16 protein-coding genes are annotated in these 22,143 nt (G+C 59.6%); all 16 read right to left on the bottom strand.

The window, feature by feature from the left end; genetic code table 11:
* Positions 1-78 precede the first annotated feature (78 nt).
* A complete protein-coding gene (locus PSH86_RS07875) occupies positions 79-1,554 on the bottom strand; it encodes a sigma-54 dependent transcriptional regulator (RefSeq protein WP_003199076.1) in 1,476 nt (491 codons plus the stop codon).
* 169 nt (positions 1,555-1,723) lie between these two features.
* Positions 1,724-2,020: a flagellar protein FliT gene (locus tag PSH86_RS07870; protein WP_109751343.1), complete on the bottom strand. Its 297-nt coding sequence runs from the start codon at positions 2,018-2,020 to the stop codon at positions 1,724-1,726.
* 11 nt (positions 2,021-2,031) lie between these two features.
* On the bottom strand, positions 2,032-2,427 hold the full coding sequence (gene fliS, locus PSH86_RS07865; protein WP_305489078.1) for a flagellar export chaperone FliS: 396 nt from the start codon (positions 2,425-2,427) through the stop codon (positions 2,032-2,034).
* A gap of 133 nt (positions 2,428-2,560) precedes the next feature.
* Positions 2,561-3,991: a flagellar filament capping protein FliD gene (gene fliD / locus PSH86_RS07860; RefSeq protein WP_305489076.1), complete on the bottom strand. Its 1,431-nt coding sequence runs from the start codon at positions 3,989-3,991 to the stop codon at positions 2,561-2,563.
* Between the two features lie 82 nt (positions 3,992-4,073).
* Positions 4,074-4,439 (bottom strand): flagellar protein FlaG, encoded by a 366-nt coding sequence (locus PSH86_RS07855; RefSeq protein ID WP_003199070.1) that lies wholly within the window; start codon positions 4,437-4,439, stop codon positions 4,074-4,076.
* Between the two features lie 72 nt (positions 4,440-4,511).
* Entirely contained in the window at positions 4,512-5,360 is an 849-nt protein-coding gene (locus PSH86_RS07850; protein WP_265066644.1) for a flagellin domain-containing protein, read from the bottom strand.
* Between the two features lie 278 nt (positions 5,361-5,638).
* Positions 5,639-6,565 carry a ketoacyl-ACP synthase III gene (locus PSH86_RS07845; RefSeq protein WP_116834193.1) on the bottom strand — a complete coding sequence of 309 codons (927 nt, stop codon included), beginning with the start codon at positions 6,563-6,565 and terminating at the stop codon, positions 5,639-5,641.
* Between the two features lie 330 nt (positions 6,566-6,895).
* A complete protein-coding gene (locus tag PSH86_RS07840) occupies positions 6,896-9,790 on the bottom strand; it encodes a TIGR00180 family glycosyltransferase (protein ID WP_305489074.1) in 2,895 nt (964 codons plus the stop codon).
* A gap of 63 nt (positions 9,791-9,853) precedes the next feature.
* Positions 9,854-13,435, bottom strand: a complete 3,582-nt coding sequence (locus PSH86_RS07835; RefSeq protein ID WP_305489072.1) for a glycosyltransferase — start codon at positions 13,433-13,435, stop codon at positions 9,854-9,856.
* 110 nt (positions 13,436-13,545) lie between these two features.
* Complete coding sequence (locus PSH86_RS07830; RefSeq protein ID WP_305489071.1) at positions 13,546-15,111, bottom strand: flagellar hook-associated protein 3; 1,566 nt, start codon at positions 15,109-15,111, stop codon at positions 13,546-13,548.
* Positions 15,112-15,124: 13 nt separating this feature from the next.
* Positions 15,125-17,191 carry a flagellar hook-associated protein FlgK gene (gene flgK, locus PSH86_RS07825; protein WP_305489069.1) on the bottom strand — a complete coding sequence of 689 codons (2,067 nt, stop codon included), beginning with the start codon at positions 17,189-17,191 and terminating at the stop codon, positions 15,125-15,127.
* Between the two features lie 10 nt (positions 17,192-17,201).
* Positions 17,202-18,506, bottom strand: a complete 1,305-nt coding sequence (gene flgJ, locus PSH86_RS07820; protein ID WP_109751335.1) for a flagellar assembly peptidoglycan hydrolase FlgJ — start codon at positions 18,504-18,506, stop codon at positions 17,202-17,204.
* Positions 18,507-18,516: 10 nt separating this feature from the next.
* Positions 18,517-19,587 carry a flagellar basal body P-ring protein FlgI gene (locus PSH86_RS07815; RefSeq protein ID WP_162893896.1) on the bottom strand — a complete coding sequence of 357 codons (1,071 nt, stop codon included), beginning with the start codon at positions 19,585-19,587 and terminating at the stop codon, positions 18,517-18,519.
* 45 nt (positions 19,588-19,632) lie between these two features.
* Entirely contained in the window at positions 19,633-20,328 is a 696-nt protein-coding gene (gene flgH, locus PSH86_RS07810) for a flagellar basal body L-ring protein FlgH (RefSeq protein WP_109751334.1), read from the bottom strand.
* A gap of 72 nt (positions 20,329-20,400) precedes the next feature.
* Positions 20,401-21,186, bottom strand: coding sequence for a flagellar basal-body rod protein FlgG (gene flgG, locus PSH86_RS07805; RefSeq protein ID WP_053146447.1), 786 nt, complete (start codon positions 21,184-21,186; stop codon positions 20,401-20,403).
* Between the two features lie 49 nt (positions 21,187-21,235).
* Positions 21,236-21,973 (bottom strand): flagellar basal body rod protein FlgF, encoded by a 738-nt coding sequence (locus tag PSH86_RS07800; protein WP_060738660.1) that lies wholly within the window; start codon positions 21,971-21,973, stop codon positions 21,236-21,238.
* Positions 21,974-22,143 lie beyond the last annotated feature (170 nt).

The following is a 22,143-nucleotide window of genomic DNA, read 5'->3' as shown; positions in this document are numbered from 1 at the left end:
ACGGAACGTTGCGAGGGCTATAGCAATACCCGTGCCGAAAAAAAACCGCCTGAAAATCAGGCGGTTGGAAAACAGGCGTCAATCATCCGCCTGTTCATCTCCTTCGCGACGGCTCATGCCGTACTTGCGCATCTTCTCCACCAGGGTGGTACGACGGATGCGCAGGCGTTCTGCGGCGCGGGCCACGATACCGTTGGCATCGTCCAGCGCCTGCTGGATCAACCCTTGCTCCAGGCCTCCCAGGTAATCCTTGAGATCCAGGCCTTCGGGCGGCAGCAAGGCATTGGCAGTGAAATCCGGCGTGTGGCCGTTGATTGCCACCCGCTCCTCCAGATCGCTGCGCAGGCTATCGACCATTTGCTCGTCTTCGTCGTCGACGTAGCGGAATTTCTTCGGTAGCTCGTTCACGCCGATCACCCCGTACGGGTGCATGATCGCCATGCGCTCCACCAGGTTGGCCAGCTCACGGACGTTGCCCGGCCAGCCATGGCGGCACAGGGACATGATCGCCGCCGAATTGAAGCGGATCGAACCGCGCTTTTCGTGCTCCATGCGCGAGATCAGCTCGTTCATCAGCAACGGAATGTCTTCGACCCGCTCACGCAGCGGCGCCATTTCGATCGGGAAAACATTGAGGCGGTAATAGAGGTCTTCGCGGAAACTGCCGACCTCGATCATGCTCTCGAGATTCTTGTGCGTGGCGGCAATGATTCGTACATCGACGCTCTGGGTCTTGTTGCTGCCCACGCGTTCGAAGGTGCGCTCCTGCAGCACTCGCAGCAGCTTGACCTGCATCGGCAACGGCATGTCGCCGATTTCGTCGAGAAACAGCGTGCCGCCGTTGGCCAGTTCGAAACGCCCGGCGCGGCTGGTGATCGCGCCGGTGAAGGCACCCTTCTCATGACCAAACAGCTCGCTCTCCAGCAACTCGGCCGGGATCGCGCCGCAGTTGACCGGCACGAACGGCGCTTCGCGGCGCTTGGAGTGGTAATGCAGGTTGCGCGCGACCACTTCCTTGCCGGTGCCCGACTCGCCCAGGATCAGCACGCTGGCGTCGGTATCGGCGACCTGCTGCATCATCTGGCGCACATGCTGGATCGCCCGGCTGGTGCCGACAAGGCTGCGGAACAGGTTGGGTTCGCGATGCCGGCCGCGCTCGCGAGCCTGATCGTACATCTCGCGATAAACCTGCGCGCGATGCAGCGAATCGAGCAGCTTGCTGTAGCTGGGCGGCATTTCGAGCGTGGAAAGTACCCGTCGGCGCTGGTCTTCAGGCAAGTCAAGGGAAGAATTTTCGCCCATTAACAAAACCGGAAGGAACTCATCCCAGGTTGAGAGTGTCTTTAGCAAGCCCAAAAGCGTTGCGGGAGCATTCACGGTCCCGATAAGGACACAAATGACTTCACGACTGGACGACAAAGAGCCGACGGCCTGCTGCCAGTCATGGCTTCCGCAGGGTAAATTTTCTTCGCCAAGAAAATTTAAGATCACCGCCAAGTCGCGGCGGCGGACGCTATCGTCATCGATCAGGAGAATTTTGGTTTCACGCCACATGCAATAGCAACTTCCCTAGTCAACCCAATGCCCGAAATTAGGGGGCAAGCTAGACGCTTGCAGACTTGTCATGCCTGTAGACGCCTTAAATCTGTAAACAGCTACTAGTTAAGTCAAAAAACCGTGCACAGTCAAATTTATGGCGCAACGGGCTCGGATTAACTGAGCATTAACCGAACAGATGGTAAACCTTTGCCGCGTTCTGTGCTTGATGGATCTGTTGCATCTCGTCGACGATCGCCTGACGCTCCCCCGTCGCCGCCTCCAGCAATTGCCGATATACCCCCAGCAACTCCTCAAGATTTGTCCGCAAGGCTGCCTCATCCACCTGAGGCTCGCCCAGGACGTCTTCCATGCAGGAACGGCAAGCCAGGTCCAATTGACCGATGGCCTCCCAGTTACGCTCGGCCAGGGCATCGACCAAGGCATCACGGGTTTGTTCGATTCGCTGCAGGACAAGACTCATGAGAGCACTCCTTAGAATTGCGGACCAGGTGTGGCAATGGCATCCCAGCCTTCCTTGACCGTGCGAAGCAGACCGGCGACTTCGTCGAGGATCTTCGGATCGGCCTTGACGTTGGCTTCAGCCAGACGTTTCATCATGTAAGCGTAAAGAGCATCCAGCTCAGCGACCGACTCGGCCTGGTTTTCCAGATCCAGGCCTTCACGCAAACCACCGACGATGCCGATGGCCTTGCTGATCAGGATGCCTCTGTTTGCAATATCCTTGCGCTCCAACGCGCCCTTGGCCTGGGCGATGCGGTCCAGCCCGCCTTCCATAAGCATCTGCACAAGACGATGGGGACTTGCTTCGGAGGTTTGCGCTTGGGCGCCAATCTTCTGGTATTGGCGAAGGGCCAACATCGGATTCATGTTCTACCTCATCAAAAATCTTCGGTTCGTATAAACAGCGTATCGACGCTGCGTCAAAAAACTTTAGGTCGAAAAGCCGAAAGCCCGGAACGTTGTCAAAACGTTGCCGGGCTTTTTTTTTCGTCAGTCGAAATCAGCTGTTTTTCTGTTGTGCCGCCATCGCCTCGAACATCGAGGTGATGTTGCTGGCAGTGGCCTTCAGCTTGCCGACCAGGGTATCCATATCGTTGTACTTTTTAGTCAGCACATCGGTCAGGGTCTCGACCCGACGATCCAGAGCCTCCTGATCGTTCTTCAAGCGGGTCTGGGTCCTGGTCAGCGCCGTGGTCCGCTGATCGAGGACGCCACCGGTCTGGGTGAAGGGGTCGATCACCTTGCCCATGCGCTCCAGCAGGCCGTTGGTACCCGTGAACAACGTCTGGACTTCACCGCTGAGCTTTTTATCGTTCATCGCTTCGGTGAATTTAACGCTATTGAAGTTCAGCGCCCCCGTCTTCTGATCGGTGGTAATACCCAACTGGGCCAGCGAAGTCAGCTTGTCGCCAGCGCCGGTTTCAGACAAGGGCGTTCGAATCGCCGCCAGCAGCGAGCGAGGCAACGCGTCACCGGTCAATTTTGCCGGCACCGTCAGCTTCCCATCATCGTCGAGCGACGGCTTGGTCAGTGCGGTGATGCTATTGGCGATCGCGTTATAGGCATCGACGAATTTCTGGATCGAGGCTTTCAGGCCATCGTTGTTCGGCGCCACGGTAACGGTTGAACTGGCGCTCGGTCCGCCACTGAGCAAGTTCAAGGTCAACCCGGAAATCGCCGTGCTGACCGTATTGCTCTTGCTGGTCAGCAGCATGCCATCGACGGTGAAGCTGGCATCCTGGGCCAGGGCACCGATGGCGCCCGCCGAAGTGGCCGTCAGCGCAGCACCGCCAGCACCCACGACGTTCGTCCCATCGATCTCCAACCCCGCGATGCCGCTTACCGAGATATCGGAACCGGCGCCGGTCGTGCTTGAACCCAGCACCAGGCGCGAACCGAAAGAGTCGGTGATGATGTTGGCACTGAAACCCGCAGCCTTGAGTGAAGTGTCGGCATTGATCGAGTCGCGAACCGATTGCAGGGTCGCACCGGCCCCCACATTGAGGTTGTAGTTGACGCCGTTCTGCGCGATGGTCAGCGTGCCGCTCGGGATGGCACTGCCAGTACCGCCAGCAAAGGCCGCCGAGGTGACCTTGGAAGCCGTCGCGATATTGTTGACCTTGATCGCATAGGTCCCGCCCACCGCCGAGTTGCTGGCGGTGGCCGTGAGCACTGTCGGGGCAGAGGATGTCGCAGCAAAACCCGAGAATTGCGGAGTCGTTGTGCTGGACAAGTCCTTCATCGCGGTATTGAAAGCCGCCAACAACGACTTCAGGGTACCCACCCCGGAGATACTGTTGGAAGTCGTCGTCGTCGCTCGGGTGATCTGACCTTGCTTGGCGGCCTTGTCGGAGTCGACCAGCGCCTTGACGATCGCGGTGGTATCGAGGCCAGAGCCTAGACCCAAGCCAGGTAGAATTGGACTTGCCATGTGGGACTCCCTTCAGTGTGTCGCCGGCCTTTTGACCTTTACAACGCCCAAAAGAACATAACAACAAAATTCGTGCCGGTTGTCAGGCTTCGGCGCTGAACAACAAGCTGTTTGCATCATTCAAACTGTTGGCCAGCTTCAGAACTTCTTCGTTCGGGATCTGGCGAATCACTTCACCGGAGCCGCTGGCAATCACTTTGACCACTACTTTGCCTGAAGGCTCATCAATAGAGAACTCCAGGTTGCGCTTGACCGACTGAACGAACTTCTCGATTTCCTGAACGGCCTTCTTGAGTTTGTCCTGCTCGGCGGCAGCGTCTTTAGGAGCTTCCTTGACCGGAGTCACGGTAGCAACCTCGGCTTGAGGCTTCTCCACTGGCTTGTCGACCACTGTCGGTGCCGGCTTCGCCGCTGGATAAGACAAGTTCAGCTTCACGCTCATATCCATGTCCATCACCTCTTGAACGGAAAAAGCGAGAGAGCACGCAAGCGCACTCCCCCGCTAAAACTCATCCAGCTATTACTGAAGCAGCTTCAGTACAGCGGATGGCAGTTGGTTGGCCTGGGCCAGAACCGAGGTAGACGCTTGCTGCAGAGTCTGCTGCTTGGTCAGTTGTGCAGTTTCAGCAGCGAAGTCGGTATCTTGTACACGACCCAGTGCAGCACTGGCGTTTTCGTTGATGTTCTGCAGGTTGGAGATGGTGCTGGCGAAACGGTTTTGTGCAGCACCGAGGTCAGCACGGGCACTGTTGATGGTGTCGATCGCGCTGGTGATTGCGTCCATGGCGGCCGAGAAGTTGGTTTCAGCAGTAGCGCTGTCGGAACCAACGATGGTGATTGCCGAGTCAACACCCAGGGCTGCGGCGTCGAAGCTGGCGCTCAAGGTCAGCGAGATCTGGTTGTCAGAACCGGTGTTCGAACCGACCTGGAAGGTCATGGTGCTGGCGGTACCGTCGAGCAGGTTCTTACCGTTCAGGTTGGTGCTGTTGGCGATACGGGTCAGTTCGTCGCTCATCTGCGAGAACTCTTTGTTCAGAGCGACACGGTCGGTTGCGCTGTTGCTATCGTTACGGGACTGGATGGCCAGTTCACGCATACGTTGCAGAATGTTGGTTTGCTCCTGCATCGCGCCTTCAGCGGTCTGCGCCATGGAGATACCGTCGTTGGCGTTTTTGATCGCCATGGTCTGACCGCGGATTTGCGAGGTCATGCGGGTAGCGATCTGCAGGCCGGCGGCGTCGTCTTTGGCGCTGTTGATTTTCAGGCCGGAAGACAAACGGGTCATCGAAGTGGAGAGAGCGTCGGAAGCCCGGTTCAGGTTCTTCTGAACGTTCAGCGATGTGGTGTTGGTGTTTACTGTTAAAGCCATGACGAATTCCTCGTTGGTTGGGTACTGCGGCTTCCGGCCCTTGGCAACCGCCGGGGTGTGGCCTAGAGAACCTTCGTAATAGTTATCGTCGGATTGGGAACTTGCTTGAGGGCTTTTTTCAAAATATTTGCTAGCAGACTGCCACCCCTTGCAAAACAAGGGTTTAGCGGCGAGTAAAGGCCCAAAAAATGGCGTCAAGAAACCGCAGGACAAAGTCACGGGCAAAAAAATAGCGCCACAGGCCAGCCTGAAGCGCTATTGGGAAAAACGTAATTCGGTCAATCGCGATAAAGAATCGCCGAGCCCCACGACAGGCCCACACCGAAACCGCTGATTGCCACGCGTTTCCAGTCAGCATCCAGAACGTGCTTTTCCAGCAGCAGCGGAATGCTCGACGACACGGTATTGCCGGTCTCGACCATGTCCTTGATGAACTTCTCAGGCTCACCCTCGAAACGCCGCGCCACGGCATCGACAATCGCCGCGCTGCCCTGGTGGATGCAGAACGCATCGATATCACTGGCTTGCAGTGACGACTCGTCCAGCAATTCGTGCAAATGAGCGGGCACTTTCAACAAGGCAAAGTTGAAGACCTGGCGACCGTTCATGAAAAACACCCCGTCGCTGACCTTAAGGTGTGGCGCGCCGGAACCATCGGTGCCGAACTTGGCCTTGCCCAACTGCCAGGTCGCGTCGTCGGCCATCCAGGTGGCCGTGGCGGCGTCACCGAACAACATGGTGGTGTTGCGGTCTTCAGGATCAACGATCTTCGAATACGGGTCGGCGGTGACCAGCAGCCCGTTCTTCAGCCCTGCGGCCTCCATGAAGCCTTTCAGGGCATAGATGCCGTATACGTAGCCCGAGCAGCCCAGCGATATATCGAACGCCGCCACATGGGTCGGCAGCCCGAGTTTGTCCTGCACGATGGCGGCAGTATGCGGCAACCCCTCTTCATCACCGTTCTGGGTGACAACGATCAACGCGTCGATAGATTCGCGCGAAAGCTGCGGGTTGTTGGCGAACAATGCATTCACCGCCTCGACACACAGGTCCGAGGTCTCCTGGTCAGCGTCTTTGCGCGGCAGGAACGCCGAACCAATCTTGCCAAGGATGAATTCTTCATCCTTCTCGAATTTGGCACCCTGAGCGTAGTTATCCACACCAGCGGTCGGCACATAACTCGCTATGCTTTTTATGCCAATCATCATGGCTTCCCGATCATGTACTGCGACTAGGTTCACCCCCAAAAGCTCAGGGGCGCTTCAAAATAGTTGATTTTCCAAGGGGCGGACGCCTTGTCCAGCAAACGAACAGGCCTCCACTCCGGGGAATACAATACAGTGAAGATGCACTTTATGACCTATGCGTCACGCCGTTTTGTTCTGGAAAGGCATTTTTTCATGACAAACGAAGCCATGTCATTTCCCGCGACGGTATTGGACACTGGACAGGAATCTTGAGGATGGCGGTGCAATTGAGCAAGAACGCCGGCAGTTTTACCTGCCGGCGTCAATGGAACGCCTCGCAAGGCGGAGTTATGCCAGCAATTCGGTCCAGGGTACGTTGCGCACCGGCCCCAGGGTAAAACCAGCACCTTGCAACGCCAGGTTCCCATTGTAGAAACGATCCTGGGCGAGTGCCTCGAACCACTTCTCACGCAGCGCCGCACGCGCCTGCGGCGTACTCGCCAGCACGCCGGACTGGATTACCTGCACGTGTGGCGTCCATACCGTCAGGTACCCGGCCTGGCCGACTCGGAGGCACAGGTCCACGTCACCCAAGGCCGCGTCGAACAAATCGCTGTCTATGCCGTCAGCAGCATTGAACAACTGCTTGGAAATCATCAAGCAGGCAAAAGACACCGCCGAGCAATTCTGCTCGACGACCAACCGGTTCATGTAGCCTCTGGCGGTCTTCGGCTCGCCGATGAAAGCCGAGCCAACGACGTCATTCAAGCCCAGGATCAGGCCGGCCTGGGTGATACGGCCATCGCGTTCGGTCAGCTTGGCACCGACCACGCCCACTTCCGGACGCAAGGCCTGATTGAGCAACGATTCGATCCAGTTGACGTTGAGCACTTCGCTGTCCGCCGCCAGGGTAACCAGATATTCGCCCTTGGCTTCCTGGCTGGCAGCGTTGATCAAGGACCCGGTTGCCATGTCCGGCTCGATATCCAACAAGCGAACGCGACTGGCCTGGTGCCCCTGCCCCTGAAGCCAGGTGCGCAGCACGGCGCTGTCTGCCGCAACGGCGCCGAGCAATACCTCGTAGCGCTGATAGCGGGTGCGCTGCAGCACGCTGAGCAGGCAACGCTGTAGCGTCGGTAGATCGCCAACGCCATGGACGATGATCGACACCAGGGGGCGTTCGGCAAAGCGGTAGTCGATTTTGTGCGTGCCCGGCACGACCGCACTCACGTCAGCCTGATAACCCCGAACCGCCAGGTGACGCAGCAATGTCTTGCGCTCATCGGCGTTATCTTCCACCGCAGGCGCCTGGCAAATCAGCAGGGGCTCATCCAGATGGGCAAGCCCCTCCAGGCCGTCCCGCTCGATCAAACGCAACAGCAGGTCGAACTCCATCGCGTTCCTGAACTCGCGCGAATAACCGCCGAGTCTTACCAATGTCTCGCGGCGTACCAGCCAATGACGGGCCATCAAGGCCGGGGAGCTTTGCAGCAAGTCAAGGTTGAACCCTGGTCGGAAGACATCGACCAGCGTCCCGTCAGGCTGGCGCTGGAACTCATCCATTGCCACGGCCTGGCACTGTGGAGCGGCCAGCAGTTCCACACCCGCGCGGAATAGGCCGCCCGGTGTCAATTCATCGCCGGCCTCGGCCATTACCATCCAGTCGCAATTGCTCTGGCTGACCACCTGATTGATTTTGTCGACGTAATTGCTTTCGTTGACCTTGACGAAATGCAGGACGTTCTGTGGCGTCGTCTCGGCGGGCAGGTCGCCGGTGGTAAACACGATGATCTTGAACGCCCGGCAATAGCCATTGATGATGCTGTCGAAAGTGGCCTGCATCTTGAAGACGTCGGCGTCCAAATCCAGGATCAAAATGCCAAACGTCGGGCCACCGTTGCGAGCGGCCAGGTACTTGGACACTTTCCGGGCTTCACTGGCGCTCGGTTCACGCGCCTCGAGCCAGCGCAGCAATTGACCGGAGCGCGTGACGTCGAACAACCTCGCGGTATTTTCAAACGCCGCCGCCTTGAGCCGTTGTTCCCAGGCCTGGAGCATTTGCACGTAGCGCTTGTCACCCTTGGCCCGCATGACCTCGAGCAGTTGCTTCACCAGATCCTGGTTGAAGGCATAGCTCAGGAAAGCCCTTGCTAGCTGTTCATCAAGAGGCTCGGCGCTGGTGTTGCGCTGGGGGCGAGACTGCTCCTTCTGCTTGAGCATGACGGCTTCCAGTTCCTTCAACTGCACCTGCCCGCTTGGCGCCGCATGAAGCAGGAATTCCAGCGAAGTGAGCACGTCGAAAAAAGCCTGGCTATAAAATGGCAACTCAACGTATTGCGTCGGTTCGAAACGACGAACCGGTTCGCCACGCCGCGAATCCCAGGTTGACTCGAACAGTTTCCCAGCCTGTGGCACCGAACGCTCGACCAGCTTCTTGAGTATGGCCCGGGCATGTTCCCGCGCCGAAGCAGCCGCGCTAAAGGCGTTGGCCAGCATCGTGCTCATGCGTTCCTGTTCAGCGACTGCTCGCAAGTCCTCGGTACCAGGCGCCATGCCAACCGGGTTCCGTGGCTTCGCCACGCGACTACGCTCGTGTACACCATAAGGAATGTCCAGCAAGCGAACCTTTGCATCCGTCACCAACCCAAAGCAATGGCCGGCCTCCTGCAACCGCGAATCAAAACCTGTGGGCAACGAAGCGTAACTGCGCCGCAGGGTTTCAGTGCGCGTGAGTGCGCTCACCAGTGACGGGCAATCCTCGGCAAACACGGCGAGCCGGGCTTCGGCCGATGCGCCGGAATAATCTTCACAACCCTTGCGATCGAGCAGGTAATAGTCGACACGGTCGGCATGGGCCTCGAACGCCAGGCTGTAGCCTTGGCAGGCGCCGTATTCAGCGTGTGCTTCGAGGAAACGCAACGATTGTTCGAGCGCTTGGGGCAGCAGGAAACTTTCGGCATCCGTAATCGCCAGGTAAGGCGTGGCAACTCGCTCGACGGCCTGGCGAACCTTGTCGCCGAAACCTTCCGCCGTGGGAGCGTGCAGGTATTGCACACTGGGGAATGCTGCCGTGATCTCAGCATCGATCGCGCTCGATGAGTCGATCACCAGCACCGCGAACGAACTGTCGCGGTAGTGGCGCAACGCCCGCCGCAAGGCAGTCGACTGGTCGTGGGCGAGCAGCACCAGGGTAAACCGTTCATTCAACGGCGCAGTCGATCCTGTTGGAACATTGCTTTGCATATTCATTCCTTAACAAGTGGGTGGCCGCATCAGCGACACCGGAAGTCTCGCGGTTGAAACTCATCAATCCGGTAGCCAACCATTGGCCCAGTACTGCAGGTTATCGCCGCGCAAGATAAAGTCGCGCAGCACCACTTCACGTAATTCGTCGCCCATCCGGTAGCTGGCAATCGGATCCGCCAGGTGCATACGGATTGCCTCCAGCCATTCTTCGGCGCTGTTGGTGAGGATCCGGGTGCAAGGCAGGTGTCCCCGATAAGCTTCGGTATCCGAACAAATGACCGGATAACCGCACGCACCGTATTCCAACAGGCGAAGGTTGCTTTTGCAGTCGTTGAAAATATGGAATTCCAACGGCGCCAAGGCCAAGTCGAGATTCAGGCTGGCAAGTTTTGCCGGATACAGCGCCAGGCTCACGCCAGGATGGAACTCATGGATATAGGGCTTGAGCAAATCCGGACACATGCCAAAGAAAACCCATTCGACTTCGTCGGCCAATTCCCTAACCACATCGGCAATGAGCTCCAGGTCGCCACGGTGGCTGGTGCCGCCACCCCAACCGATACGCGGCTTGCTGGAGGTTGCACGCTGGCTTCTGAGCTGATTCCACAGGCCGGCAGCCAGCATGTTCGGCACCACGCGGATGTCGTGGTGCATGCTCGACAAAGCGTCTGCCAACGGATGGGTGGACACCACCACCCGATCACACAGGCCGATCCCCTGGCGCAGCAAGTCCTCAAGGTTGTCCGGCATGTTTCGGCGGTGTTCGTTTTTTTCCGGGACCCTGGCGATGTAGTCATCCAATTCGTAGATGCGCATGGCGTTGGAGTAAGTCTTGACTTGAGTGATGTCCTTGAACTTACCCACGTTATAGCGACCCTGAAGGATGATCACATCCGGTGACTGGCGCTCGATGTCGATGATCGAGGGCGTATCGTAGGCAACACGCCCCACGATTCGCCCAGCCGCTTCCAGTTCGAATAACGGTTGGCTGACCCGGTAATGCCCCACCGCCGAGGTATTGACCGCCAGCCCGAGGATCGAGGGTACGTTGCGGGTGATCAACGGATTCCATCCGGTGCGTGGTCCGGGTTCAAGACTGAAGCTTTTCCCGGTCAGGGTCAGGTTACGGTTGTAGGCCGGATCGTTGGCGATCCTGGGCAACCAGCGCTGATAAAACGCCTCTTGTTCGTGCTCCAGCCGCTGTTTCCACGAAGGATCACGACTCGCTTCCACGCCAACCGCCAGCACGACATCACTGTACGGCGTGGTGACGATCAGGTAACCGTTTTTTCCGACCTGCTGGCATAACTCCAGAGAGTTGATGCGCTGCGTTGTGATCGACTCATCGAACCCACCGGCCTCCTCCAGCACCTGTTTGCGCAGCAACAGGCAGTGATCGCCGACAGCGCTCCAGTTCTGCGCCGTCTGCAAGCGTTGCATATAGCCGCCAGACGTTACCGATTCGTTGACGAAGGCCCTGCCCGCCAACCCACCCAGCCCCATGATCATGCCGGAGTCGATGACCCGGCCTTGCTGGTTGAGTGTGCGAGGCCCCACGATACCGACCTCGGGACGTTGCCCATGATTGAGCAGTTCCTCCAGCCAGGCGGCTTCCAGCACGATGCAATTGGGGTTGAGCAACAACAGGTATTCGCCGCGGGCATGCTGTGCGGCGAAATTGCGGATCACCGCTTCGCTGCCGCTTCCCGGGTGCAAGAATATTCGCAACTTTTCACTGCCCAGCTCGGCCATGGCCCGCAGCCAATGCTGCAGCTCGGCGTTTTCACTGGCGTTATCGACAATGATGATTTCGTAGTGCGGATACGCGGTCGTGCTGATCAGGCTGTTGACGCAACGCTCCAGCGCGCTCAGGTCATCCTTGACGCTGATGATGATCGACACCAGTGGCCGCTCGGCGAACAGGTATTCGATGCGCGGGATCAACGCCAGGAGCGGCCCCGGGTGAAGCCGGTGCGGCACGCCGATACGCTGTAGATGAGCGCCGATCAGCCCGGCGTTTTGCTCGATGACTTGCGGCAACGACAGCCACTGGGCAAACGAAAACGTCGACTCGACCTGGACTTCCGGAATGTGACCGATGACCTGCGGCCCATCCGTCTCCACCAGTCGCCAGATCAAGTCATGGGGCGCCAATTCGCCCAGGCTCGGATCGAACCCACCGGAGGCCAGGAATCGGGCACGCTCGAAAGCCAGTGTCCGACCAACATAGGGATAACCGCGCATCAGATCGAGATTGAAGTCGGGCTTGAAGATCGGCTCCACCGACTTGTCATCCACCAGCGCACCTTCATCGCTATAGAGACAGGCAGCCGCTGGCGAGCTGACAATCCGGTCGGCCATTATCAGGAGCGCGGACTCGGTCAAGCGATCGCCGGCACGCAGCAGGTAAAACCAGTCGGCGCCGTCCAGTTGAGGCAACAGCCCATTGAGCTGCTGCGCCCAATCAGCTTGCAGGCCAAGGCGCAGGACATGGTTGTCCACCGCCTGGCGACCGTTGGACAGCAGCAGCACCGATTCGCAGGCATAGGCTTGGGCCGCGATACTCTGTAGGGTAATACCCAACGCATGAGGATCGTCCTGCTCATCGATGATGACGGGAACGATCATCGGCCGATAGGCCCAGCGGGCGATTTGCCGGGACAAGACTTGCTTGCGCAGTGGACTGAAACGTCGACACGTCAACCACTGGGCATAAAGGTCTGCGTAGCTTTCGATATCAGTGCCGACTTGCGAGCCGATGACGCCCTGCCGAGTCGCAATGACCGAGTAGACGTTGATTTCCTCCCACTCGGGCGCGTCCGGCTCCTTGGGCTGCCCCAACGACTGGTAACGCACCCAGCCGCTGGCCGGCGCCGGCTCGCCGCTGCGCTGGGCCAGCATTTCCTTGAGCCATGTCAGTTCCACCGTGGCCGCCTCAAGCATCTTGAACTGAAGCCCCAGGCGCTCCGGATGCAACCGCTGGCCGCTTCCCTCGGCGTAAAGCTGGACCAGATTACCCCGGCGCAACAGGCAGATAAACAAGGCAAAATCGAGCACTGCCTCGAAGCCTTCGCCGGGTCGCGCCAACGCTGGCAACAAGGCCTCGACATCTGCGCGGCGCATCAAGGCGCCACTCAAACCGCCGAGAATATTACGGGTGGTTTTTTCAAAGTACGCCAGCATGTCATTGCCGTTGAACAGCGCATCGAATTGCGTGATGCCCGTGTTTTCAACACGGACCGGCAAGGCATAGTTGTCTGCATCGATTAAATGATGCTTGTTGATCACCAGCGATACTTGCGCATGCTCCTGCAGGATGGCCGCCTGCTGACTGACGCAGTGCGCCAGCAACTGGTCGTCATCGCACAGGAACTTGATGTACTCGCCCCGCGACTCGTCAAGGCAGCGCAACAGGTTCTGTTGGAACCCCAGCCGAGTCGGGTTGCGCAGGTAGCGCACCGCCACATTGGCGTCAACGCTCAGTTCCTGGACGATCCGCTCGATTTCATCGCTGCGGCAATCGTCGCAGATGACAATCTCCAGGTTCTCGTAGGTTTGCTCGAGCGCACTTAGCAAGGCGAAACGGAAAAAGCGTGGACTGAACGCGGGGATGGCAATGCTGACAAGAGGAGCTGATTTCACACGCATGGCTCTCAACCGACGGGCGTCAACTCAGGCGAGAGCAGGACGTCCTGAATCGTATAAAGGAACGGGTCAGGGACCGCTTATAGCGTCACGGTCCCTGCCCTGGATCAGATTTTGTTGAACAATCCCAATTGAGTGATTTTGCTGAACGCCAACTGCGACGCCTGCAGCATAGTCTGCTGCAAGGTCAGGCGCGTCATCACTTCGGCCGGATCGGAATCACGAATCGCCGACTGGGTCTGTGAGTTGGCGAGGACAAAACTCTGATTGGTATCGCTCTGGGTATCGAGTGACTGGCCACGTCCACCAACCGAACTCAATGCGCTGGTCAAATGGTCAGTGCCGCTGGCCAGGTTACCCATCGCTGAAGCCAGTGCCGCGTTCAGCTTCTGGCCGGCGATGTGGTCGCCATCGACCGGAGTGTTCAACGCAGCCCGCAACTGGTTCACGGTATCCAGGATGTTTTGCGTCTCGTGTGTGTTGACCGCGATGCTGAATTGATCGTTGGCGGCTGGGGCACCGTTGAGCGTGAAACTCACGCCGGATGCGGTGGCGACGTTGCCCGCCAGAGTGCCGCTGGACACCGGCTTGCTGTCGGCGGTCAGTGGCGCGGCGTACAGGTCGAAATCGGTGGCACTGGTGAACTTCAGCACCGCCGACCCCGTCGGGAAACTGGCATGGTAGGCCACCGGATCGGTGATTTGGCTAGCGGTGATCTGCGTCGCGGTGGCGTTGCCCGGGCTACGGGCCGGGGTGAACGTATCGGGTTTGGCTGCCAGGGTGAACGTGTGGCCGGGCAACACTGTGCCTGCCACGTCGCCGGCTTGAAGGTTGACGTTCAAGGTCAGGTCGACGCCACGAAAGCTCACGGTCTGCCCAGGCTGGCTGTTGGGATCGATGACCCCGCCCTTGCTGGCTTCGGCTGTCACATCGTTGCCGCCCGAATCGGTGATTTTCAACTGGGTGCCACTGACAAACTCCACCGTGTACGGCTCGCCACTGCGGAACTGGCTGTTGTAGGTCACGCTGGACGACACTTGGCCGTTGGTCAAAACAACGCGACCATCATCCACCGCCGGCGCGGTCATGGTAACTTGGCTGCGGCTGGTGTTGACGGCTTGCTGGAACGCTTCCCAGCCGGTGCTGTTGGTGGCCATCGACATGGTGTCGCCGATCGGCAGGTCAAGGGTGACCTGGTCACCGTTATAGCTGTAGGTGCCGTCGTCATTGCGGGTGAACGGTACGACATCGCCTTTGGAACCGGCAAAGATGTATTTGCCGTTTTCATCCTTGGTGTTCATCAGGCTCAGCAACTGATCTTCGATCGAGCCCAATTCCGAAGCGACCGCTTTACGGTCTGCGTCAGTGTAAGCGGCGTTACCGGCACTCACGGCCAATTCCTTGGCGCGCTGCAACACGTTGCCGATGCTGGTCATGACCGCTTCGGTCGTGCCCAAGGTCGCCTTGATGGTGGTGACGTTGGCTTCATATTGGGAAAGCATCGAAGCCTGGTTGCCCAACTGCAGCAGACGCGAAGCGCCCACCGGATCGTCGGCGGCGGTGTTCACACGCACCAGGCTGCTGGCTTCTTCGCTGGTCTTGACCACCTTGGAGAAGTTTTTCTGGTAGTTCGCAGCCGAAGATTCGTAAAACTGCGAGGTAGAAATGCGCATGGGCTACGGCTCCTTAAAGACTGCTGATCAATGTGTTGAAGATTTGCTGCGCCGCCTTGATGATCTGCGAAGACGCCGTGTAGTACTGCTGGAACTTGACCAGGTTGCCGGTTTCTTCATCCAGGTCCACGCCCGACAACGAGTCGCGGGCGCTTTTGGCGTTATCCAGGATCGCACCGGTGGCGGCGCTGTCGAGTTTGCCCTGGGCGGCCTTGGCGCCGACGCCTTCCACCAGCTTGCCGTAGGCATCGTTCAGGGAAATACCCTTGCTGCTGGAACCGGTGTCCACGGTCTTGGCGGTCTGCAAGCCGGCCAGGACGGTGCCGTTACGGTTGTCCAGGCTACCGGCCTGGCTGAGGCTGATATTGATGGAGGCACCGTTGGACGGAGCACCGGCTATGGACATGTCGAACGCGACGGTACGCTGCACCGGCGGTACGGACGAATCCATGATCGGGTTGCCGCTGGCGTCCTTGAGCGGAACGCTCAGGCTCAGGGTGTTGCTTTCGCCGGGCTTGATCGTCCCGCTGCTGATCGGGGAGCCCTTGGCATCGAGCAGTTGGTAGGCCTGGCTGGTGCCATCGGCGGACGTCGCGCCGAACACCACCTTGACCGGCATGGAGTTCTTGATGCCGTTCTGGATGATGGTCGTAGTGGCGGCATCGTAGATGTCCAGCTTGGTGGTCATGCTCGGCTGGCCGCTGGCCGGGATGGTCAGCGTACCGCTGCCGCCAGGCACGATGGCAGCGCCCAGCGGCGCGGCAATCGCCAGCCGCTTGGAGTCGGTCATCTCGGTCTTGATGTTGGCCGCCTCGTTGCGGGTCGGCGTGAGCTTGAACGAGTCGCCGGCGGCGGCGGTGCCGTTGGCAAAGGTCATCGAGAAACCGTCGATCACCGGCGGCGGCGTGGTCGCGGTGTTGAACGCGCCCATCGAGGTGCCGTCGGGCAGGCGCTGGACGGTGTAGTCCGTGCCGCTAGTGAACGTCACCTTGTAGTCGTTGGTGGTCAGCTTGCCGGAGTCTTTGATGGCGATGTTGAAGTTGCCGGATCCGGCACTGTTGTTCAACGAGGCAACGCTGCGCTGGCCGATCTGCGCGGCGCTGTTGATGTTGCTGAACAGGTTGGCGCCAAAAGCCCCGTTCATGTCGATGCCCGAAGCCTGGATGCTGTTCATCTGGTCGGCGACCACCAGGGCCACGCGGCCCAGCTCGTTCATGGCCGGGTCGAGCACGGTACTGCGGTAGCGCATCAGGCCACCGATCTCGCCACCGGTAAGCACCTGGGTGAGGTCCATGGAGCTGGAACCACTGTTGAGCTGGATGCCCACGCGTCCCGGATCGTTCTTGTCCGGCACCGCTTCCAGGGTATTGACGATATTGCCCATCACCAACGGTTGGCCGGAGCCCAGGTAGATGTCCAGGCTGCTGCCGTTCTCGACGACCTGGGTGCCGGTAAAAGTCGAGAGCTGGCGAATGGTTTCGCTGCGGGCATCGAGCAGATCGTTGGGGGCGCCACCGGCGTTGGAGACTTCAGAGATTTTCTTGTTCAACTGCGCAACAGTGGCCGCCAGGTTATTGACCTGGTCGACCATGTTCGACAGGTTGCCATTGATGTTCTGGCTCTGCTCCGTCAACTGGTTGGCAACCGAATTGAAACGGTTGCTCAGGGCTTGGGCATCGCTGAGCAGCAACTGACGGGAGGCATCGTCACCGGGCTTGGCGTTGACGTTCTGCACCGAGGCGAAAAACTTGGTCAGCGCGCCGTTGAGACCGGTACCGCTGTCGGACAACAGGGAGTCGAGCGGGGTGATCTGCCCCTGATAGGCCGCCGCGTCACTGTTGAGCGACGTAGTGGTTTTCAGTTGCGCTTCAAGGAAGGAGTTATACACCCGACGCACATCGGCCAGGGTCGTGCCGGAACCGATGAACACGTTGCCGTACTGATTCGACGCCTTGGTGGTCTGCACAGTCTGCTGGCGCGAATAACCGGCGGTATCGACGTTGGCGATGTTGTTACCCGTGGTCACCAACGCAGTCTGGCTTGCTGACAGACCCGACATCCCTATATTGAGCAAACTCATGGTTCAGACCTTATAAAGTCGTGGTGGCGCCTGCGGAAGCGTAGTTTTGATAACTCGTCATCTGCCGGGCTATGTTCGAAATCTTGCTGGCGTAGTGCGGATCAGTGGCGTAACCGGCTTTCTGCAACTCGCGTACAAACTGTTCCGGGTTATCGGCCGACTTCAATACATCTTGATAGCGACTGTTGCTTTGCAGCAGGTTGACCAAGTCGTGGAAGCTGTCGCGATACGAGGCATAGGAACGGAACTCGGCCGTCTCCTTGACCATCGCGCCATTGCGGAATTCGCTGGTGATCGCCCGCGCCGAATCGCCCTTCCAATTGGCGCTGGCCTTGATGCCGAACAGGTTGTGGCTGCTGCTGCCATCGGGCTGGCGCATGACCGATTTGCCCCAACCGGTTTCCAAGGCAGCCTGGGCCACCAGGTAGCGCGGATCGACACCGATGCGGTCGGCGGCTTCCTTGGCCATTGGCAGCATGGCGTTGACGAATTCATCGGCATCGCGGAAGGCCTTGCGCGCCGGGGCCAGCGGTGGCTGGGCCACGGCACGACCATAGACCTGCATGTCGCCTTTGGGCTCGGCAGCCTTGAGCGCGGCCAGCCAGTCGCCATTGGCCAGTTCGCCGGTGGCCGGCTTGACGGCGGCGATGGTGCGATCCGGCAGCAGGTTCTGTGCGGGCACATCGGTATTGGCCGACGCCGAAGGCACCAGGCCGGCGAGCAGACGGTCAGCCAGTTTCGGCGGCAAGGCCAGGCGGCGCTGGTTGAGCAATTCCATGTCGTTGCGGTGGACACCCTCGGCCCCTTGCGGCGCACTCACGGCCCGCGACGCCCACAATGGACGTTGGCCGCTGGTACGCGACAATGGACCGTCAGTAGGCAGGGTCCCGGCAGCCACCGGTGTCGGCACCGGTGCCTTGGCGACCTTGTCCAGCGCCTCTTGTTGCTTGGCAGCCGACAACGTGGCCGCCTCACCGGGCGCCAGCGGTTTGTTCTTGGACATCTGGCGCAGCAGCACATCGGCCAGGCCGATACCGCCGCCCTCGCGGGACATGGAAACGGCCAATTGCTGGTCGTACATTTCCTGGTATTGCTTGGCCTCGGGCGTATTCATGGGGTTGTCCTTGCCCAAGGCCTCGGTGGCCGAACGCATGGACTTGAGCATTTCGCCGAGAAACAGCGACTCGAATTCCTGCGCCACTTTACGCAGGTTGCCGTCGCTGTTCTTGTCGCCAACCTTGAGCTGGTTCAAGCGGTTCAGGTCCGAGTAGGAACCCGAATCCCCGCTGATCAAAGCGCCCTTGCGCATATCCATGGCTCGCCCCTCAAATCACGATCAGGTCGGCTTGCAACGCGCCGGCCTGCTTCAAGGCTTCGAGGATCGCCATCAAGTCGCCCGGCGCCGCGCCGACCTGGTTCACCGCCCGGACGATTTCATCCAGGGTGGTGCCCGGGCCGAACTTGAACATCGGCTTGGCTTCCTGTTCGGCATTGACCCGCGAACGCGGGACCACGGCGGTCTGGCCGTTGGACAGCGGCCCCGGCTGGCTGACGATCGGGTCTTCGGTGATGGTCACCGTCAGGCTGCCGTGGGTCACGGCGGCCGGAGATACCTTGACGTTCTGGCCGATCACGATGGTGCCGGTGCGCGAATTGATGATGACTTTCGCCACCGCCTGGCCCGGATCGACCTCAAGGTTTTCCAGGATCGACAGATAGTCGACTCGCTGGCTCGGATCCAGCGGCGCAGTGACGCGGATCGAGCCACCGTCAATGGCCTGGGCCACGCCCGGGCCAAGCATGTCGTTGATCTTGTCGACGATGCGCTTGGCGGTGGTGAAGTCGGAACGGTTGAGGTTCAGCGTCAGGCTGTTGCCCTGGTTGAAACCGCTCGGCACCGAACGCTCTACCATCGCACCACCAGGGATTCGACCCGCCGACGGAACGTTGACGGTGATCTTCGAACCATCGCGCCCCTCGGCATCGAAACCACCCACCACCAGGTTGCCCTGGGCGATGGCGTAGACGTTGCCGTCGATACCCTTGAGTGGCGTCAGCAGCAAGGTGCCGCCGCGCAGGCTCTTGGAGTTACCGATGGACGAGACGGTGATATCCACCTGCTGGCCAGGCTTGGCGAACGCCGGCAGATCGGCACTGATCGACACCGCCGCGACGTTCTTCAGCTGTACGTTGCCGGAACCGGCCGGCACCTTGATGCCGAACTGCGACAACATGTTGTTGAAGGTCTGCAGGGTGAACGGGGTCTGGGTGGTCTGGTCGCCGGTGCCGTTCAGGCCCACGACCAGGCCGTAGCCGATCAACTGGTTGGAACGCACGCCGGAAATGCTGGCGATGTCCTTCAAGCGCTCGGCCTGAGCGGTAAAGGCCGCCGACATCAGCAGGGCTCCGATCAACAGCTGCTTAAGATTCAACTGGGCCACCTAGAAAGGGAACTTCGGGCTGAGGAAGAAACGGTCGAACCAACCCGGCTGACTCGCATCGGCAAAGGCACCGGTACCTGAGTAAGTGATACGGGCATCGGCTACGCGGGTCGAGGAAACGGTGTTGTCGGTGGCGATATCATCGGCGCGAACCATGCCGGCGATGCGCACCAGTTCGTCACCGGTGTTGAGGGTCAGCCACTTCTCGCCGCGCACGACGATGATGCCGTTGGGCAGCACATCGGCCACGGTCACGGTGATCGAACCGGTCAGGCTGTTGCTCTGGCCGGACTTGCTATCGCCCTTGGTGGCCCGATCAGAGTTGTACCCGGCGTTGAGGCTCAGGTCATTGCTCCCGATCGGGTTGTTGGTGGTCAGGCTGGAGCCGAACAGCGAGGTCAGGCCGACGCTGGTCTCGCTGGTCTTGTCGATCTGCGAGTTGGCGTTCTTGCTGGCCTGGGTCCGCTCGTTCAGGGTGATGGTGATAATGTCACCGACCCGGAAGGCCTTGCGGTCGCTGTACAGGTTCTGTTCGAAACCGGCCTGGTAGATCGAGCCATTGTTGGCCGCAGCCGGCAACGGCGTACGCGGCAACACCGGGGCGTAATACGGGTCATTGGGCCTGGGTGTCGGTGCGACACAGCCCGCGAGTGCGGTGATCCCACTCAGTGCCAGAACAGATGCGAAGCGTTTCATGACCCTACCTCTTGGTGTTGCAGGCGACCCTGGGGTCGCCCTGTCTACGTAATGACGGACGTTGCGACGCGATTACAGGTTCTGCGTAACGAACGAGAGCATCTGGTCGGCGGTGGAAATCACCTTGGAGTTCATCTCGTAGGCACGCTGGGTGGTGATCATGTTGACCATCTCCTCGACGGTGCTCACGTTGGATGTTTCCAGGGTGTTCTGCAGCGTGGTGCCGAAACCGTTCAGGCCCGGGGTGCCGACTTGCGGCGCGCCACTTGCGGCGGTTTCCAGGAACAGGTTGTTGCCCACCGCTTGCAGGCCGGCCGGGTTGATGAAGTCGGCGGTCTGCAGGTTGCCGATCACCTGGGCGGCCGGGTTGCCCGCCACGGTGATGGATACGGTGCCGTCACGGCCCACGGTAAAGGTCTGGGCATCGTTCGGGATGATGATGGCCGGCTCCAGGGCGAAACCGCTGGCGTTGACGATCTGGCCATTGGAGTCGAGGTGGAAGGTACCGTCACGGGTGTAGGACGTGGTGCCGTCCGGCTGCAGGATCTGGAAGAAACCGCGACCGTCGATGGCCATGTCCAGCGGCTGCTCGGTGGTTTGCAGGCTGCCGGCGTTGAAGTTTTTCTGGGTGCCGACGATGCGTACACCGGTACCCACTTGCAGGCCCGACGGCAATTCGCTGTCCTGGGTCGACTGGGCGCCAGGCTGGCGTTTTACCTGATACAGCAGGTCCTGGAACTCGGCGCGATCACGTTTGAAACCCGTGGTCGAGACGTTCGCCAGGTTGTTGGAAATGGTCGTCAGGTTGGTGTCCTGGGCGGACAGACCTGTTTTGGCAACCCATAGAGCCGGAAGCATTCGATTCTCCTCGTACGCCTGTTTTTCGGCGCGACGCTTTAATTAATGGTTAGATCTGCAAGACCCGAGCCATGGCCTCGTCGCCTTCTTTGGCGGTGTTCATCATCTTGACGTGAAGCTCAAACTGCTTGGCCAGGGCCAGCACCGAGGTCATTTCATCCACGGCATTGACGTTGCTCGCCTCCTGGAAGCCCGACACCAACTGCACGTTGGCATCGATGGGCGCCGGCTGGCCATCCTTGGTACGGATCGAACCGTCCAGGCCCTTGGTCATGTTCTTGAGATCCGGGTTGACCAGCTTGATGCGGTCCACTTCAGCCATCACCCGCGGGCCTTCGCCCATGGCGCGGATGCTGATGGTGCCGTCCTGGCCGATTTCGATTTTCTGCTCGGGCGGCACGGCGATCGGACCTCCGTTGCCCATCACTGGCATGCCGTTGCCGGCGCGCAGCACGCCCAGGGCGTCGACGTTGAGGCTTCCTGTGCGCACGTAGCTTTCGCCGCCGTCAGGGTTCTGCACGGCCATCCAGCCTGGGCCGCTGACCGCGACGTCGAGGTCACGACCGGTTTCCACCAGCGCCCCCGGGGTGAAGTCCGTGGCAGGCCGTTCGGACAGGGCAAAGGCCCGCGCCGGAAAGCTGTCGCCAAACACCGGCATCGAGCGAGCCTGCTCCAGGTCTTTCTGAAAACCATTGGTGGAGATGTTCGCCAGGTTGTTGGCATGGGCCCGTTGCGCCAGTGCGTTCTGGCTGGCGCCGGTCATTGCCACATAAAGGTACTTGTCCACTGTCGTTCCTCTGCATGCCGGACGTTTGCCGCCCACTGCTGTGTTGCACAGCCTTAAGCAATTTGCAGACCAACTTTTTTCTGGCGCCACAGAGGCCGGCAAACAAAGGGCTGAGGGGTGGGTGAGGGGGTTATGGAAATGTATCGAAGACGAAAAACCGGCGGTGTCCT

Origin of the sequence: Pseudomonas sp. FP2300 (assembly GCF_030687595.1) — a bacterium.
GTDB lineage: Bacteria > Pseudomonadota > Gammaproteobacteria > Pseudomonadales > Pseudomonadaceae > Aquipseudomonas > Aquipseudomonas bijieensis.
This window is presented reverse-complemented; position numbering and strand designations above follow the sequence as displayed.